14 protein-coding genes are annotated in these 18,514 nt (G+C 40.9%); 6 read left to right on the forward strand and 8 right to left on the reverse strand.

What is annotated here, in order from left to right; all coding sequences use genetic code 11:
- Window positions 1-95 precede the first annotated feature (95 nt).
- Genes AC27JP_RS03335 through AC27JP_RS03350 form a run of 4 tightly spaced genes read right to left on the reverse strand, consistent with a single transcriptional unit; the run spans window position 96 to window position 4,794 of the window.
- Window positions 96-2,351, reverse strand: coding sequence for a xanthine dehydrogenase family protein molybdopterin-binding subunit (locus AC27JP_RS03335; RefSeq protein WP_487112047.1), 2,256 nt, complete (start codon window positions 2,349-2,351; stop codon window positions 96-98).
- A 2-nt stretch (window positions 2,352-2,353) separates the two neighbouring features.
- Window positions 2,354-2,824 carry a (2Fe-2S)-binding protein gene (locus AC27JP_RS03340; protein ID WP_487113434.1) on the reverse strand — a complete coding sequence of 157 codons (471 nt, stop codon included), beginning with the start codon at window positions 2,822-2,824 and terminating at the stop codon, window positions 2,354-2,356.
- 52 nt (window positions 2,825-2,876) lie between these two features.
- Window positions 2,877-3,491 carry a nucleotidyltransferase family protein gene (locus AC27JP_RS03345; RefSeq protein WP_487112049.1) on the reverse strand — a complete coding sequence of 205 codons (615 nt, stop codon included), beginning with the start codon at window positions 3,489-3,491 and terminating at the stop codon, window positions 2,877-2,879.
- Between the two features lie 4 nt (window positions 3,492-3,495).
- On the reverse strand, window positions 3,496-4,794 hold the full coding sequence (locus tag AC27JP_RS03350; RefSeq protein WP_487112051.1) for an aminotransferase class V-fold PLP-dependent enzyme: 1,299 nt from the start codon (window positions 4,792-4,794) through the stop codon (window positions 3,496-3,498).
- Window positions 4,795-4,974: 180 nt separating this feature from the next.
- Between AC27JP_RS03350 and AC27JP_RS03355 the strand changes: the two genes are divergently transcribed.
- From AC27JP_RS03355 to pheA, 3 genes are all read left to right on the forward strand, one after another.
- Window positions 4,975-7,410 (forward strand): penicillin acylase family protein, encoded by a 2,436-nt coding sequence (locus AC27JP_RS03355; protein ID WP_487112053.1) that lies wholly within the window; start codon window positions 4,975-4,977, stop codon window positions 7,408-7,410.
- A gap of 29 nt (window positions 7,411-7,439) precedes the next feature.
- Window positions 7,440-7,823: an MAPEG family protein gene (locus AC27JP_RS03360; protein ID WP_487112055.1), complete on the forward strand. Its 384-nt coding sequence runs from the start codon at window positions 7,440-7,442 to the stop codon at window positions 7,821-7,823.
- Window positions 7,824-8,162: 339 nt separating this feature from the next.
- Window positions 8,163-9,341, forward strand: a complete 1,179-nt coding sequence (gene pheA / locus AC27JP_RS03365; protein WP_487112057.1) for a prephenate dehydratase — start codon at window positions 8,163-8,165, stop codon at window positions 9,339-9,341.
- A 56-nt stretch (window positions 9,342-9,397) separates the two neighbouring features.
- Here pheA and AC27JP_RS03370 read toward each other — a convergent pair whose 3' ends face one another.
- The 4 genes from AC27JP_RS03370 to AC27JP_RS03385 all read right to left on the reverse strand — a co-directional run bounded on the left by AC27JP_RS03370 (window position 9,398) and on the right by AC27JP_RS03385 (window position 14,857).
- A complete protein-coding gene (locus AC27JP_RS03370) occupies window positions 9,398-9,853 on the reverse strand; it encodes a hypothetical protein (protein WP_487112059.1) in 456 nt (151 codons plus the stop codon).
- Window positions 9,854-9,987: 134 nt separating this feature from the next.
- A complete protein-coding gene (locus tag AC27JP_RS03375) occupies window positions 9,988-10,389 on the reverse strand; it encodes a hypothetical protein (RefSeq protein ID WP_487112061.1) in 402 nt (133 codons plus the stop codon).
- A gap of 317 nt (window positions 10,390-10,706) precedes the next feature.
- Window positions 10,707-13,802, reverse strand: coding sequence for an efflux RND transporter permease subunit (locus tag AC27JP_RS03380; protein ID WP_487112063.1), 3,096 nt, complete (start codon window positions 13,800-13,802; stop codon window positions 10,707-10,709).
- Window positions 13,799-14,857 (reverse strand): efflux RND transporter periplasmic adaptor subunit, encoded by a 1,059-nt coding sequence (locus tag AC27JP_RS03385; RefSeq protein WP_487112065.1) that lies wholly within the window; start codon window positions 14,855-14,857, stop codon window positions 13,799-13,801. Before AC27JP_RS03385 ends, AC27JP_RS03380 begins: the two co-directional genes overlap by 4 nt.
- Before the next feature lie 229 nt (window positions 14,858-15,086).
- Between AC27JP_RS03385 and AC27JP_RS03390 the strand changes: the two genes are divergently transcribed.
- From AC27JP_RS03390 to AC27JP_RS03400, 3 genes are all read left to right on the forward strand, one after another.
- Window positions 15,087-15,836: an AsmA family protein gene (locus AC27JP_RS03390; protein ID WP_487112067.1), complete on the forward strand. Its 750-nt coding sequence runs from the start codon at window positions 15,087-15,089 to the stop codon at window positions 15,834-15,836.
- An 86-nt stretch (window positions 15,837-15,922) separates the two neighbouring features.
- Window positions 15,923-16,519, forward strand: coding sequence for a hypothetical protein (locus tag AC27JP_RS03395; RefSeq protein WP_487112069.1), 597 nt, complete (start codon window positions 15,923-15,925; stop codon window positions 16,517-16,519).
- An 88-nt stretch (window positions 16,520-16,607) separates the two neighbouring features.
- Entirely contained in the window at window positions 16,608-18,128 is a 1,521-nt protein-coding gene (locus tag AC27JP_RS03400; RefSeq protein ID WP_487112071.1) for a methyl-accepting chemotaxis protein, read from the forward strand.
- Window positions 18,129-18,514: the final 386 nt, after the last annotated feature.

Below are 18,514 nucleotides of genomic sequence, written 5' to 3' on the forward strand. Positions count from 1 at the left end.
TTTTATCAGTTCATTTACCAATTTACAGCAAGCAATAAAAAAGCAGCATAACTTGCTGCTTTTAAATGATAAATATAAAAAACTGCTATGTTTTTTTAAACAATGCCATATTGTTTTAGTGGTAATTCTCGATAACGTTTACCTGTCGCACTAAAAATTGCATTACAAAGTGCAGGGGCAATTGGCGGAACACCAGGCTCGCCAACACCACCAGGCGCAGCATCACTGTTAATTATTTCAACATGAGTCGTTGGCGCATCTGCGTATCGAGCGATTTGGTAACCATCAAAGTTATTCTGTTCGATAACACCATCTTTTGCGGTTAATTCGCTATAAAAAGTTAGTGATAGTCCGAAAATAGCCGCCCCTTCCATTTGTGAGCGAATACGTTCTGGGTTGACCGCTAAGCCGCAATCAACCGCCATCCAAACATCATGTACTTTTATTTTGCCATCACTATTTTCAGAAACTTCAACCACACATGCAACATAACTAACAAAGCTTCTGTGCATAGCGATGCCAAGTCCGTGCCCTTTAGGTAATTTTCGCCCCCACTTGGCCATATCAGCCGCTTTTTCAATCACAGTTTTCATACGCGCAGTATCAACCGGAAACTTATCAAGTGTTTCACCATAGTTGCCGTATTTAGCATTTTCTTTTGATAAATCAATTTTTCGATCAGCACCAATCAATGACAATAAGTGCAACTTACTATCTTGTCCTTTTGCCTGCGCTATTTCATCGGCAAACGAACTTACTGCAAAAGCGTGATTAATATTGGTTACTGAGCGCATCCAACCAATGCGGGTATGCGCGGGCGCTTTACCCGCAGCACAACTAACATTGGCAATATCAAATGGCATATCAATTAAACCTAAATTAGCTTCAGAGCCAATTACATCTGCTCCTTTGCTAAAGGTGGCGCCAATAGGCGGCTCTGCTACATGGTGCTGCCATGCGCTGATATTGCCATTGTCATCAATACCTGCGGCCAGTTTTTGATAGCTTACCGCATGATAATAGCCATTTTGAATTTCATCTTCGCGCGTCCACATAACTTTGATCGGAACATTTAATTGCTTAGCCAGAATTGCCGCTTCAACAACAAAATCAGGCTTAGATTTTCGGCCAAAACCGCCACCTAACAAGGTCACATTAATATTTACATTCTCAGCCGCAACACCGGTAATTTGTGCAACAGTACCTTGCGAGGATTGTGGTGTTTGCGTACAGGCCCAAATATCAAAAATACCATCATGAAAATATGCTGTCGCGGCAGGTGGCTCCATTGGCACATGAATTAACTCAGGCACATAATAAGCGGCTTTAAGCACTTGCTTGGCATCTGATAACGCTTTATTGACATCACCTTTGCTACGCAATACCTTCTCAGGGTTATCACAACTTTTCGCCAATGCTTGTTTATAAGTTTCGCTATTGTATGTTTGATGTTCACTTTCATGCCACTGAATATCTAACGCTTCTCGACCTTTAATTGCCGCCCAAGTATTTGTTGCAATAACCGCAACGCCACCAAGAGGTTTAAACACCGCTGGCTCTTCCAAATCAGGCATTTGCACGACATCAATCACACCACTAATGGCTTTGGCCGCTTCGCCGTTAAATGATTTAACTTTTGCGGCTAGCACCGGTGGACGAGCAATAACCGCATACTGCATATTGTCTAATTCAACATCAAAACCAAATGTGGTGGCACCAGTGGCGATTTTGCCCCCATCCACCAAAGCAATATCAGATTTACCAATAAATTTAAAATCTTTGTTAGGTTTTAATAACAATGTTGATGCTTCAGGTATCGCCATAGTGCTAGCAGCCGCAACTAAACTACCAAATGATAATTTTCGTCCAGACTTTTCATGAACAATAAAATTATTGTCAGCCTTAGTTTCGTTTATATCGACTTGCCACTGTTGCGCGGCGGCTTGCTGTAACATCATACGAGCGGAGGCACCGGCCTCTCTTAACGGCTGATAAAAACGTCTCACCGAGCGGGAGCCATCGGTATTTTGGCTACCGTATTTTTTATCGCCCAAACCTTGAATAATATCTATTTTTTCCCAATCGGCACCGAGTTCATCGGCAACTATCATAGGGATACTGGTACGAATGCCCTGGCCCATTTCTGAACGGTGAACAACAATACTGACAATATTATCGCTAGCTATTTGTACATAAACATTTGGAGCGAACTTGTCAGAGCCAGTAACCCCTGCCAGTGCTTTAGGGATAGTTAGCATAGACGGTAATTGCACGCCTAAAACTAACGCAGTAGAACTCATACCAAGTTTTTTCAAAAAGCCACGACGGCTAACATTTTCAATCTGTTTCATGGTTAGCTTCCTTTCACTTCAGTGGCTAAATCTGCAGCTAAATGAATGGCTTGTTTAATGCGTTGGTACGTTCCACAGCGACAAATATTGCCGCTCATGGCAAGCTCAATATCTTGATCATTCGGTTTAGCATTTTGCTCTAATAGCGCCACGGCCGACATGATTTGTCCTGATTGACAATAACCACATTGCGGCACATTTAAGCTTTGCCACGCTTGCTGAACTGGGTGTTCTCCGTGCTCAGAAAGCCCTTCTATCGTTGTAATTTTTTTATCTGCGATTAATGAAACGGGGGTCACACAAGAACGAATAGGTTGGCCATCAACATGCACAGTGCATGCACCACATAATCCTTTACCACAGCCGTATTTAGTACCGCTATATTTTAAAATATCCCTCAACGCCCATAACAAGGGCATATCGCCATCATCATTAAATTGATGGGCTTTACCGTTAACGCTTAAGGTGATCATGTCTTTAATTCCTTCTTGGTTCGCCGTATCGCCTTCACGATATAGCATTAATTTATGATTGAGCTTTGAGCATTTTATTCATTGTTATTAATTGCTCAGGTGTATCAACATCAATAAATGCATTAGCTAAAGGGACTTTTAACAATACATGCTGATATTTGTGTAATAGCGGCTTTGCACCTTGTTCGCCAGTTAACTGAGATAATTCGCTAAAAAAGTAGCGTGGAAATATCACCGGAGGACCAATATTATTGCTTTTTGTTGGAACCAGGTTATCTTGAGCAACGATAATATCACTTGGCTTACTTTGCCAATAACCAAAGTGTTGCGCTAGATCAGACGTCGTTAATTGCCATTGGTCAACTAAAACTATCATTACTGCATTAATATCAGGTGTTAAGGCCTTAACACCTGCCGCAATTGATGACCCCATACCTGTTAACCAATCGCTATTAATAATAGTCACGATCGGTAAATGATCAATACAAGATTGCAGCTGCTCGGCTTGGTAGCCAAGCACGCAGTAAACATTATTGGTAATTGCCAAAGCATGCTCTAGTTGTGTTTCGAGCAAACTTTTATTATTTATCGGCAATAATTGCTTCATCTGGCCTAGTCGCGATGACTGACCAGCCGCTAAAACAATAATGGCAACGTTTGAACTCATGCCCTTACTTTACATCTTGATTGTTATTTGTCACCTCAAATATTGTCGGCTCTTGGAATAGTTGATGTAAATTTTTAACGCCAGCTATCAACCTATCAATATCTTCAAAGCCATTATATAGCCCTAGTGATACCCTCAAACTTGCCGGAAGTTCTAAACTTTGATGGAGAGGTGCAACGCATTGTTGACCCGCACGCAAAGCAATTTCACTATCATCTAAGAAACTAGCAACATCTTGGCAAGAAACCCCTGCCATGGTGAAGCTAAATATTGACGGACACTGCACAACATCCGAGACACTGTTACTGTTAAACTCATTATTCGGCCAAAAAACCAGCGGGTTAATGTAAGGTAATTCACGTAATTGTTCGAATAAATAAGCGCTCAGAGCATCGATATGGGCAGTAATTTCAGACCAAGTAATATCGTTTAGATAATCTATTGCTTCAACTAAACCAACTATACCCGCGACATTATGCGAACCAGGTTCAAATTTAAGTGGTCCATGCGTAAATACCGTTTCTTGATAACTTACTGATTGAACAATGCCAGCGCCCAATTGATAAGGTGACATTTGCTCTACATAATCTTTTTTACAAACCAGCACACCACAGCCTGTTGCCCCATACATTTTATGTGCAGAAAATACATAAAAATCACAATCTAATTCAGAAAATTTAACCGGGCCATAGCGCCCCCCTTGTGCACCGTCCACTAATACTGGAACATTTTTTTGCTGAGCAACCTCAGTAATTTTTTTAATCGGGTTAATTACCCCTAAGACATTTGAAACATGGTTAACGGCAATTAACACCGTATCGCTATCAATCAACTTAGCTAATGCCGCAACGTCAATCAGTCCTTGCGAGGTAATTGGCGCGACACGTAAATTTGCGCCAACGCGCTGACAAAGGGCTTGCCAAGGTAATAAATTAGCATGATGCTCTGCTGCACCAATAATAATGTTACTTTGCTTGGTTAAGCGCTCTTGAACGAAACTCGCAGCAACTAAATTAATCGATTCAGTACTACTTGCCGTAAAAACAACACCGTCGCCTTCTGCAGCACCAATAAAGTTCGCCACCTTCTCTCTTGCTTGTTCAACCAATTCCGTGGCATTGGCGCTCAATTGATACAGGCTTTTGTGGCTATTAGCGTGTGAAAAACACTGATAATAATATATAGCTTCAGCTACATGTTTGGGCGTTAAACAGGTTGCTGCACTATCTAAATAACATAAGTTTGGATGAGCATTTATCGAAAATATTGGAAAGTCATTTTTCCAGGGGCTGATCGTAGACATCAAATTCGCCACTTTAAAGAAGGTATTTTACAAAACTAGCAATTGCTTTTTCAAATCGCAATCAGAGAAATGTAAATAAAAATTAATGGTTAAGCGAATAACTTAATATAATTTCGCGATTCAAACTGCTACATTTTTCAGGTACTCTAGAGTATCGTTTTTGTCAGCTGCTAACATCAAATGAAACATTCTAAAAATATCTTCATCGGCTTTATTTTTGTCCTGATTTTTCTCATGGCAACATTAGCAACTTGGGTATATAGCCAAATCGACAGCGCACTACCGAAATTAGAAGGTAAACAAACACTATTTGGCTTATCTGCAACGGCAACCGTGGAACGTGACGTAAATGGTGTAGTAACGATAACAGCGAAAAATCGCTTAGACACTGCCGTCGCTACTGGTTTCGTACACGCACAAGAACGTTTTTTCCAAATGGATCTCTTACGTAGAAATTCAGCGGGTGAGTTAGCCAGCTTATTCGGTGAGGCAGCAATTGACTACGACAGCGACATTCGGCGCCATCGTTTTCGCGAACGTGCTATGGCTATCGTCAAGCAATTACCTAAAGCAGACATTAAGCTCCTCAAAGCCTATACCCGTGGTGTTAATCAAGGGCTAAAATACCTACAGGCCCCACCTTTTGAGTACTTATTACTTAGGCAAGAGCCGGTCGAATGGCAAGAAGAAGACACGATATTATCAGTGTTGAGTATGTACATCGACTTACAATATCAAGACGGTAAACGAGAACGCACCTTAGGTTTATTAAAATCAGTGCTTAGTCCTGAGGTTTTTGATTTCCTTAACCCTAAAGGCAGCCGTTGGGACGCCGCTATCGATGGTAGTCAATTTTCACCATCACCTTTACCTGCAGCGCCTTGGCCATCTGCCTCTAGTGAAGAGATTGCGGCATTAGCGCCAGCTGAACTATTTAACACGGTCAATAAAATATTAATGCCCGAGGTGTTAACCAGAGCGCAGTCGAGTCAGAGTGAAGAATTCCCTGGCTCAAATAACTGGGCGGTTGGCGGCAAAATCAGCACAACCGGTAGTGCCATTGTCGCCAATGATATGCACTTAGGTATTCGCGTTCCCAACACTTGGTTTAGAGCCTCTTTTCAATATCAAACCAGCGATAATCAGTCGGTAACCGTCACAGGGGCAACATTACCCGGCACACCTAATATCATTGTTGGCAGTAATGGCCATATTGCTTGGGGTTTCACTAACAGTTATGGCGATTGGAGTGATGTTATCGTATTAGAAACTAATGCCGATAATAGCCAATATTTGACGCCCGACGGTTATCAAGCATTTTTAAAACGCAAGCAAATTATCGCCGTTAAAGGCCAAGACGCAGTCAATATTACGGTAATGGATACCATTTGGGGTCCGGTTATTGGCAAAGATAGCCAAGGAAATTTACTGGCCTATCGCTGGATTGCCCACGATAAAGCGGCAGTCAATATGGCGATTTCCGAATTAGAAACCGCCAGCAATGTTGAGCAAGCTTTTGCCATTGCCGCTCGCGCAGGCATTCCAGCACAAAACTTAATGGTCGGCGATAAGCAAGGTAATATCGGCTGGACCATTATGGGCCCCATTCCACAGCGCAGTAAGTCATTTGGTGAAACGCCGACATCTTGGGCTAATGGTGAACATCAATGGCAAGGATTGTTACCTGCAAGCGAACACCCAAAAGTGATAAATCCTGAGAATGCTCGTCTATGGACGGCAAACTCCAGGGTTGTTGGTGGCGATATGCTGGCTAAAGTTGGCAACGGTGGCTACGCCCTAGGTGCTCGTTCTTCACAAATAAAACAAAATCTTGACGCAAAAAGCAGCTTCGATGAACAAGCATTACTCGATATTGCTTTAGACGACAAAGCTAACTTTTTGTTACGCTGGCAAGAATTTCTTCTCAATAAGGTATTAACGGATGAACTGCTGGCCAAGCATAGTGACTGGCAAGAAGCTAAAAGCATTATTGCCACAGATAACCTATCAGCAAGTACGGAATCCGTTGCCTATCGTTTAGTACGAAACTTCCGCTTAAACCTTAGAGATCAACTGTTCGACATTTTTAATGAAAATATGACCAAGCTTGATGAAGATTACAGCTTTCACACCATACGTCACCAGATAGAAACACCGTTATGGCAACTCGTTAACCAACAACCAGAGAATTTCCTTTGGCGTGGCCATGACACTTGGTCGGCGTTATTTGAAGATACCTTAGAGAAAACCCTTGCCGATATGACTGAATCTTCGTCATTAGCAAACGCGACCTGGGGCAAACAAAATCTTGCTAAAATTCAACATCCATTGAGTCGCGCCGTGCCATTTATTGGTCGTTGGCTAGATATGCCAGAAGTTGAATTAGCCGGGGATAGTTATATGCCAAGAGTGCAAGGCAAGTCTTTTGGCGCATCTGAACGTATGGTGGTATCGCCAGGACATGAAGAGCGTGGCATTTTCCACATGCCAACTAGCCAGTCGGGGCATCCATGGAGTCCGTATTATGGCCTTGGTCATGAAAATTGGGTTAAAGGCGAGGCATCGAGTTTCTTACCCGGCCCAAGTAAATACACACTGACATTACTTAGCTATTAACTTACTTTAGTTAAAACACAGGAATTATTATGACCACCTTAATTATTTGTTTATTTATTGCCGCTCTTTTACCTTTCCTAGCTAAAGTCCCGGTGGCTATCGCTATGCATAAACTGAACGGCTACAACAATAACCATCCTCGTAGTCAGCAAGCACAACTAACTGGGTTTGGTGCTCGAGCGTTAGCGGCACATCAAAATGCTTTCGAGTCTTTAACTATTTTTGCGCCAGCAATATTATTGGCTATTGCCACACATAATACCGGTGCATTGATTGAGCAACTGGCTATTACACATGTTGTGGCGCGTGTCTTTTATAACATCGCTTATTTAATTAACCTTGGCACTATACGTTCACTCATATGGGCCGTGGGCATTATCAGTTCATTTACTATCATCTATCAGTGTATGTAATCGAATAGTTGGCGCGACTTCAATACTGGCTAAAAAGCCTTAATAGCGATTTTTGTTACCTTTAGCTAAATAGCTATAAAGAAACGGTTGAAGTATTGCCACAGGATAGCTAAAGTAAGCCTATGCAAACGACAAAACCTACTTTTTTCTTTATCGCGTTTATTCTCTCAGTATTCTGAGCGCGCTTTAGGTTTTGGCATTTAATAAAAACCTCCTTGCGGAGGTTTTTTAGTTTTAGCGTGTCCAGTAATGATAACCAATAAATAAAATAAGTAATGATCTAACTAAAACGCAAAATTGCAGTGATTCAACTCATAACAACGATAGTAGGAAAACACGGTGAACGAAGCATTAGACTTGAACAAGATACGTGAAAAAATTACCCAGCTTGATCAGCAATTGTTAACACTTTTCGCTGAACGCCGCGCACTAACCCTCAACGTTGCTAAAAGTAAGGCACATCAAGTTCGCCCGGTACGTGACCAACAGCGAGAGCAAGAGCTGCTTATTCGATTAATTACCCAAGGTAAAAAGCTAGGTCTTGACGCGCATTACGTTACCAGTATTTTCCAAACCATTATTGAAGACTCGGTATTAAACCAACAAGCATATTTACAAACCTTGGCAAACCCAAATATACAAGAACCCACCGTCAGTGTTGCCTTTCTTGGCGATAAAGGCTCGTATAGCTATCTTGCAAGTCATCGTTACTTTTCTCGTCGTGCAGAAAAAATTATTGAAAGTGGCTGTCAAAGTTTCGCTGAAATTATGCAGCAAGTGGAATCGGGCAGTGTTGATTACGGCGTATTGCCGATTGAAAATACCAGCTCAGGCAGTATCAATGAGGTTTACGATGTGCTTCAACACACTAACCTCTCAATTGTTGGTGAAATAACGCAACCTATTGAGCACTGTTTACTTACCGCCGTGAATACTACCCTCAACAAAATTAAAACTATCTATGCACACGGCCAGCCCTTTACCCAGTGTAGCAACTTCCTTGATAAGCAAAGTGATATACGCATTGAATATTGTGAAAGTACCGCCGACGCCATGGCACAAGTTTATGAATTACAAGATGATAGTGTTGCCGTCATTGGCAGTGAAGAAGGTGGAAACCTGTATCAATTGCAAGCGTTAGAAAAGTCTATCGCTAACCAAAGTGAAAATCACAGCCGTTTTATTTTAGTGGCCCGCAAGCCTGTTGATGTTGCTGAGCAAATTCCGGCAAAAACAACTTTAGTAATAGCAACAGGACAAAAACCAGGCGCCTTGGTTGAATGCTTACTAGTGTTGAAAAACAAAGGAATTAACATGTGTAAGCTTGAATCTAGACCAATTCAAGGGCGCCCTTGGGAAGAAATGTTCTATATCGATGTCGAAGCTAATTTAAAACATTTAACGTTACAAGAAGCCATCAGCCAAATTACCGAACAAACTAACTTTATAAAAGTACTGGGTTGTTACCCTATTGAACATATTAGCCCAACTAACGTGCCCAGCAGTGCACTTGATTAATCGAATATGTTGAACTTTAAAAGGGCAGTTAAACTGCCCTTTTTTAATTAAATACTTTAACTCACTTTCTTTTTACGACTTTTATAAGCAACAAAGGCAATAATCAAAAACGCTAGAAAGAACACACCAAATGTTGAACTGCCCTGATCCGCTTCAATTTCTTGCGGCGTTAATATGACTTGCTCTGATGTTTTTATTTCATAAACCTGATAAAAATCACCATTAACTTGACGGGCGGTTAATTGTACCTCTTTACCTAACAACGGTTGCGAGTCATCTTCGCTACAATAATCAGCCCGAAACTTAACACTCAAGTTGAAAGTCAATTCGGAATCTTTTAATGATAATGCGGCGGCGCCCTTATAAGGACAATGCAGCTTGTGGATAACGCCATTATACTCTTGTAAATCTGTCAGCTCAGCATAAGGCTTAGTGTCAAAAGAAGTCTTAATACCAACAAATAAAAAGAAACATGCTAATGCTAATAAAATCGTTTTTGAGAGTTTATTCATTTGGTTTTATGCCCGCTTTAATATAAAAATGCTATATATCACAAGTAAAACAAATTTAGCCACAACAGGCCTTATTTCAGATCATCATTATGATCATTAAACACAGCCAAATAACCTAATTGCAGAAAGTATCATTAGATAGTGACCTTTCTTCGACCCCTAACACGAAAAATAACAGCACTAAACGTTAACACACATAATGTCGGTATCGCGGCAAACATGATGGCCGAAAGCATAAACTGAGCAATCAATAAGGTTAAGGTAATAAAACACAAGGTTGGCAACAACAACCAAAAGGTGTGTTCGCTAGCACACAATTTAAAACCTTTACGCATAAATAGCAGTAAAACTAAACTAACAAAAAAAGCACTTATTGCGGTGATTGAACCCGGATAATAATCAAGAATAAAGTCAGTATGAGGATGGAGTATGCTAGGTACCGGTGCCAAATTACCAATATGGACCAACCAAATTAACGAGCCAGCAATTAAACAACCGAAATTAAAGGACCATAATTTTTTATTTACCTCAAACACCAGTATTCTCCAAATTTATTATTATTATTTTCTTACTTTATATCCCAAGTATGTTTTTTAATCAAGACGTCTGTTTTTTATACACAAATGAACATAACAAGTAATTGTTTACGTTAGGAAGGCGCTAGAAAGCATGGTTGATATGTAATTAATTTCCGTTTAATTATCGTAAAAATAAGTACTTACAGCGTTTACCTAAACACTAGGCTAAAGAAAGATGATTTATGCTGTTGAATAGATAAAAGCCCATATAAACATCACGATTATATGGGCCTTTTAACAATGTAACCTTATAGAATTAAGCGTTTTCGCTTTTACTAATCTCTGTTCGCTTGCAATTGTTGTTGCTCAATTTTCTGAGCTATCGCTTGTGGTGAACCGGTATGACGGCACAGCCAGTAATATGCGCCAGGTACTACAAACAACGTAAATATACTGGCAAGTGATACGCCAGCAAAAATAACCACCCCAATCACCATACGACTTTCAGCGCCTGGGCCTATTGCCAACACGAGAGGAATTGCGCTGGTCACTGTGGTAAATGTTGTCATCACTATCGGACGTAAGCGTTGAGTAGCCGCCGAAATAAGTGCTTCTTCAAAGGCAATACCCTTGTCACGTAATTGGTTGGCAAACTCAACAATTAAAATACCATTTTTTGCCGCTAAGCCAATTAACATCACGATACCAATCTGGCTATAGATATTGAGGCTCATGCCCATAAGTTTTAGACCGGCCAACGCTCCAACTAATGCTAATGGTACCGTTAACATAATAACAAACGGATGAATAAAACTTTCAAATTGAGCCGACAGTACTAAGTATGTGATCACTAACGCCAAAACAAAAATAAAAGCAATGGAATTACCTGACTCTTGTAATAACTGCGACTGCCCTTTGTAGGCCACCTGAGCTTCTTGTGGTAAATGTTCGGCAACGGCACTATTTAGATAGTCCAACGCATCTCCTAACGGATAACCTGCTGCCAAATTGGCACTAATAGTGACACTGCGCAGGCGATTAAAGCGATTAAGTCGCGAAGAAGTGGCATTCTCTTCAATAGTGATCAGGTTTGATAATGGTACTAGCTCATCACTGATACTGGAGCGAACAAAAATATTGTCGATATCCTTCGGATTTGAAAAGTCTGATTTTTCACCACGCACCACCACATAATATTCTTCACCACGCTCGACAAAGTTAGTCACACGGCGCTGCCCTAACATGGTTTCTAGTGTGCGACCAATATCACCCACAGTTACCCCTAAATCAAAAGCGCGGTTATGGTCAATTTTAACTAACAGTTGTGGGTAAGTTTCTTTATAGTCGCTGTCGATGCTATGAAGGTTAGGGTTTTCCTGTGCTTTGGCAATAATAATATCACGCCATTTCGCTAATTCTTCATAGGTATTGCCTTGTAAAACAAAGGCAACTGGCGATACTGAGCCACCACCACTTAGCCCTCGTCGCATCATGGCAAAAGCACGAACATCAGTAACTTGCGATAATTCGCCATTCATTTTTTTGATAAAATCAAAAGTGTTGATCGCACGTTCATCCCATGCTGGCATGCCGACAATGGCAATACCACCAGAGCCACCAAAACCTGGCACTCGCACTATTACTCGATCAAGCTCACCACTGCGTTGATGAGCTAATAACTTTTCTTCGATTTGCTGCATGTTTTTGACGTTATTCTCATAACTTGCCCCTTCTGCACCTCGCATCATCACGAAGAAATTCCCCCGGTCTTCTTTCGGGGTATATTCAGACGGCAACTGAGTAAATAAGCTATAAACCGCAAATAGCGATAAAATTACCACGATAAAAATCATTAAAGGTTGGTGGATGCTGGTTTTTAACGAACGAGCATAACCAGCTTCCAATTTAGCAAAACCTTTATCGAGCGTTTGACCGAAAGACGAACTGCGCTCTCGATGCTTCAACATTTTTGAGCACATCATCGGCGTTAGCGATAATGCCGTAATACTAGAAAACACCACAGCCGCCGCAATAGCGATAGCAAACTCGGTAAATAAACGGCCAACATTGCCTGACAAAAATATTAACGGCACAAATACCGCGACTAAAACTAAGGTAGTGGCAATAACGGCAAAGGCAACTTCTCGCCCGCCTTCATAAGCGGCCATTAACGGTGTTTGTCCTCGCTCGATACGACGATAAATATTTTCAAGTACCACAATCGCATCATCAACCACTAAACCTATTGCCAGCACTAACGCTAATAAAGTCAGTAAATTTATTGAAAAACCCAGCCATGACAACACCATCATCGAGCCAATAAGTGCTACGGGGACGGTAACGGCAGGAATAAGGGTCGCGCTAACATTGCCCAAAAATAAGAAAATAACTAGCACCACCATGATCATGGCGATGCCCAACGTTCTGTATACCTCATCAATAGAGCCTTGAATAAATACTGATGAATCATAACTATTGGTAATGGTCGTACCTAGCGGCAAACCACCACGTATTGACATCATCTCTTTACGCGCAGCTTTAACCACTTCAAGGGTATTGGCTTTTGACTGCTTGATTATGCCTAAGCCAACCATATTCTTACCATTACCACGGAACATGTTTTCTTCGTCTTCCGCAGCCATAGCAACATGAGCAACATCGCCAAGATAGACTAGCGATTTATCATCATTACGCGCCACCACCATAGTGGAAAAATCATCCTCAGTTAAATAACTACGCTCAACTCGAATCGAGAAATCACGATCAATAGATTCCACTTTACCTGCTGGCAATTCAACGTTTTCAGCGCGCAAGGTTTGTTCAATATCACTCACAGTGACACCACGTGCCGCCATGGCTTTGCGGTTCAACAATACCTTCATGGCATATGTTCTGCCGCCACCGACACGTACACGAGCAACGCCATCAACCACCGAAAAGCGGTCAACAATATAACGTTCGGCATAATCGGTTAATTGCAATGTGCTCATAGTGTCGCTTTGCAATACAAACCAAACAATCGCACTTTCATCGTCATTGGCTTTAAAAACTTCTGGCGGATCTGCTTGTTCCGGCAAATTATTCAAAGCACGAGAAATACGGTCACGAACATCGTTGGTTGCCGAATCAATATCACGGTCGAGTTCAAATTCAATCGAGATATTAGAACGACCAACGCGGCTGTTAGAATTAATTGACTTAACCCCCTCAATGCCGCTAATTCTATCTTCAAGCAATTGGGTGATTTTACTTTCAACAATCGCCGCGGAAGCGCCAGGATAGGTGGTATTGATGCTGACGACTGGCGGATCAATATCAGGGTATTCACGTAGCGGCAAGGTCATAAAGGCGACAATACCAAAAGTGATCAACAACAGGTTGATAACGGTGGCAAATACCGGACGTTTTACTGAGATATCAGATAAAATCACGCTTTATCCCCCAATACGCTAACTGAGCTACCATCGCGTAACTTTAACGCCCCTTCTATCACCACTTCTGTACCGACACCAACCCCACCAAGCACTTCAACAAAACCACGATAACGACGACCAATATCCAGTTTTGTTTTTACTGCTTTGCCTGCCTCGACAACAAAGACAAAATGCTCATCTTCAATCGGGATCACCGCACTTTCTGGCACTTGTAAAACTTGTTCAATATTACGAATAATTTCGATATTCAATAGCATACCTGCGCGCAGTTTATGATCGCGGTTAGGTATTTCTGCTCGCACTTTTAAGGTTCGAGTCACGCTATCAACACGTGAATCAATAGAGGTTACCTTGCCTGTAAACTTCTGTTCTTTATAGGCAATATTTGTCGCGTCAATCGGTTGACCAACCATAACCGTGGTTAAGTAACGCTCAGGCACGGAAAAGTCGACCTTAATGATGCTTAGGTCATCTAAACTGGTGATCACATCACCGACATCAATTAACGCACCTAGGCTAATTTCACGAAAACCCAACACGCCAGAAAATGGCGCTTTAATGGTTAAGTCATTAAGCTTTATTTTTGCATTGAGTAATTGGGCAGAAATCGCTTTAGTTTTTGCCTCTTGTTGATCGACAATCGATTTCGAGGTCGCCTTTTTGATGAAGAGATCTTGGAAACGATTCAGTTGCGCGACGGATTCTGCCAAGTTCGCCTCTAACTCTTTTACTTTAGTGGCTTCTTCTCGGCTATTTAGCCGCACTAATACTTCGCCTTTTTTAACCGTATCGCCATCTTGAAAAAAAACTTCATCAACTAAGTCTGAATATTTACTGGTAATGAACACTTGCTCATTGGCGCGTGAAGTGCCTATTGCCTCTACAGAGTCTTTAAATTCTGCTTGTGCAATAACGGCGGTTTTCACCGAAACAATACGCTGATGTTTTTCTTTTGTTGTTGCTGATTCTGGCCATTGCAGATAAACAACCAGTGCAATTAAAACACCAACAAGTAATAACAACGGCAAACGACGACTAATAGCAGAAGACATAAATAAAAACTCTCTAAATTTGCGAAAAATTTCAATCCTATTACTATAACGTAGATACTCTAAGTGCTCGATACAGCTTAGCGTAGGATTTAAGGCTTTGGTCGCAAAATAGAAAAATAAATAACTTTGTGATTATTAAGATATAATTTAACTTTATACTCAAACATACCAAATGACGAATACCAACTATTGGTATTGCATCATTTTTTACATTTTAAGGACTGAACTCGTGAAAATTATTGCCTCAATTATCGTCGTATTGTTACTAGTTAGTGGTGGTGCCCTGTGGTTTTTAGCTGGTGGCTCACTCAATGATTATATTAAAAGCCAAATTGAAACTGTCGGTACGCAAGTAACAGAACAAGCCGTAACAGTAAAAGCTGTTGATATTAAGCTGACCAGCGGTGCTGGTAGTATTTTAGGTATTAATTTAGCCAATCCAAAAACATACAGCCAACCTAATGCTTTTTCATTAGGTGAAGTTACCCTCGACATTAACCTAGAAAGCCTAACTTCATCACCGATTATAATTGACGCAATTGTGATAAAATCACCGGAAGCTTTTGTGCAAATAACACAAGACGGTGGTTCAAATATTCAAGACATTTTAGATGCTATCGAACGCAATACACCTAAAGGTGATAACCAAACTGCCGATAAAGAACAAGCGCCTAGCAGTACTGCTGATGAACCGAAAATTAAAGTGAGCAAAATAGTTTTAGCAGGTACGGCATTAACAGTAGATTTAACCGCGTTTGGTAATAAAGAACACAGTGCTACCTTACCTGATATTACCTTAAATAATGTTGGTGGTGATGCTGGCTTGCCGGCAAGCCAATTAGGTAGCGAAATTGCTAAGCAGGCATTGTCAAAAATTTGGAAGCAAGCAAAAGCAACACAAAAGAAAAAATTAATGGATGGTGCGAAAGATAAATTAAAAGAAAAAGCCAAGAAAAAACTCACTGAGCTATTTGGCTAATCTCGCCCTTTTTCATATGTCAGCTCAGCGTTGTTTATCGTAACAGCAACGTTGAGCACATAAAATAACACCAAGGACATGTTGTAATGAAAGTAAGCACTTTTTTAAAACCTTCTGCAGTAGTTTGTAGTTTTATTTTAGCTAGCACCGTGTCTGCAAATCAATTTGAAGTCAGTGTTATGGCCGGTCAAATGTTTAGCTCTGATCTCGTTGCATCTGATAACAATGACATTAGTGTTGATTCCGGTAGCAATATCGCCATAGGTCTTGCTTGGCAAGCAGATGTTAATGGTCAAGGGCAAGTATTACTGAATCGTGTGAGTCATGACTTTACTGGCGAAAACGCGATTAAAAGCTCGCTAGACGTTACCTATGCACATTTCAATGGTGTCGCACTGTTTCGTCAGCAAAACTATGTAACTACCATGAGTTTAGGCTTAGGTGGCGCATATTTTGATGCTGAACATGGCGGTGAAGAACTCTATCCTTCAGCAAGTATTTCTTTTGGCACTCGTTACGAGTTCTCCAACAATATGGCGATAGTGACCGAACTACGTGCCTATGCCAGCTTAATTGATGAGGATGACAACCTGTTCTGTAGCCAAGATATTTGCGGTGCTAATTTTGAAGATTCACTTTGGATCGATAGTACAATATCGGTCGGTATTGCGATAAAATTTTAATCTCAAGCAACTAACTTTACCTTTCAGCAGTAGTCGTGGGCAAACTTGAAAGGTTTCATTGTGCCCAAAACGTTAGTCGAGGAATGATATGGCTTCGTCCACCCAACAACTTATTAGCATTACTGATACTCACGGTAATTATAATTATATTAATCCAGCATTTGCCGACGCATTAGGTATTGACCCGTTAAATTCTAACGGTGAAAAACAGCAAAATTACTTCCATCCGGATTTGCCTAAAAGCATTATTGAAGAAATTAGTCAGACCTTAGCAAAAGGTTTTTCTTGGCAAGGGCTGATCCAATTCAAAAACAACAATAATCAAGATGTCTGGTTAGATGCTTTTATTACACCGCAATATCAAGACGAAAAAGTTATTGGCTACCAAACTATAGCAACACTGGCAAAGCCAGCATTAGTGGCTCGTGCCAGCAGCATTTATCAAGCCATTAGTCAGAATAAAGCCTGGGCAAACTTAGAGATTTCTAAAAACCATAAATTCGCTTTTTTGCTGATCATCAGTGCTATCGCTCAGTATTTTATTTTTACTCATTTTGGCTTATATCATTCAATTTTTGCGGCCTTATGTGCTGCCACTCCTGTCGCAGTGTTTTGGCAAGACATTATACCGACCGCCAGACGTGCACAGCGTATGCAATCAATGTTCGACTCCCCTTCTCGAAAAGTTTATTTTGGTAATGGCACTGCCAGTATTTTTGATTTTAACTTCGCGATGTTAAAAACAAAATTGCGCGCCATCATTGAAAGAACATTGGATACCGCAAAGCCAATAGCTGCGGTGATGACTAATGTTAGTGAAGGTATAAGCAGCACTCGTGAAAACCTTACCAACCAGCAAGGTGCTGTAGAACAATTAAGCCATGCAATGCGTGAGATGCAAACCACCACCACTGAAATCTCCGCAAATGTTGCTACCGCTGCTGGTGATTTAGATGAAACCTTTTCACAATGTGAACAGGCTCAGCAAGGTATTTTCTCAACCACAGATAAAATTAAAGCCTTGGCAAATGATATCGATGAAGCGTCATCTTCCGCCGACAGCCTTACCCAATCTGCCAATAATGTCAGTGGCTTGATGGAAGAAATTCAATCCATTGCTGATCAAACCAACTTGTTAGCGCTAAATGCCGCGATTGAAGCCGCGCGCGCAGGCGAGCATGGACGAGGCTTTGCCGTTGTTGCTGATGAAGTGCGCAATTTATCTTCACGCACACAAGACTCCGCAGAAAAAATTCACCAACGTCTATCCGTGATGTTAGAAACGATAGAGCAATGGGTTGCTTTAATGTTGAAAAACAAAGATGAAGCACAGCTTTGTGTGGATATTGCCGAAAGCTCAAATCAAAAAATTGCTGATGTTGTTGAGCGTGTGCAAAACGTCACTGATGTTGCCAATCAAATAGCCACCGCGACTGAGCAACAAAGCGTCACATCCACAACCATAAATGAGCATGTCGAAGATGTGCAACAAGCGATTGAACGAACCTGGGCACAAACCGATATCGTTACTGAAGAAATGACTATATTGTCAACCAGTATCAACGACATTACTAATGTCGCCAGTACCTTCGTGCCACCCAAAAAGTAATGATTGCAAAGCAATAACAGCCCGAGCTTTTGATCTTTTATAGTCAATTCAACGTTAAAAGATCAAGGGCTCTAAATGCTAACTATCAATACCGCTTAAAATAGCTATTCAACTAACACACTTTTAAGAACATAAACACGCTGAAATATATTCAGAGCACATTTCTCAACTATCTTATTTATTGCCATTTCATGGCCAACAATACAAAAACCTCGTGCCAAACATCATAAATGTAACTTAGTGACCTGGTCAGTGAGTTTAATTACTTAGATTCCCAGCTCTGCGATTGATTAAAATCACTTTCAAGCTAAAAAAACCAAAACACCACATATTGTGCTCAATATTGATTTAGATCGCAATATATAGAAAACCTACTTGTGAGAAGT

The organism is Colwellia sp. SU-HH01172, assembly GCF_057553355.1.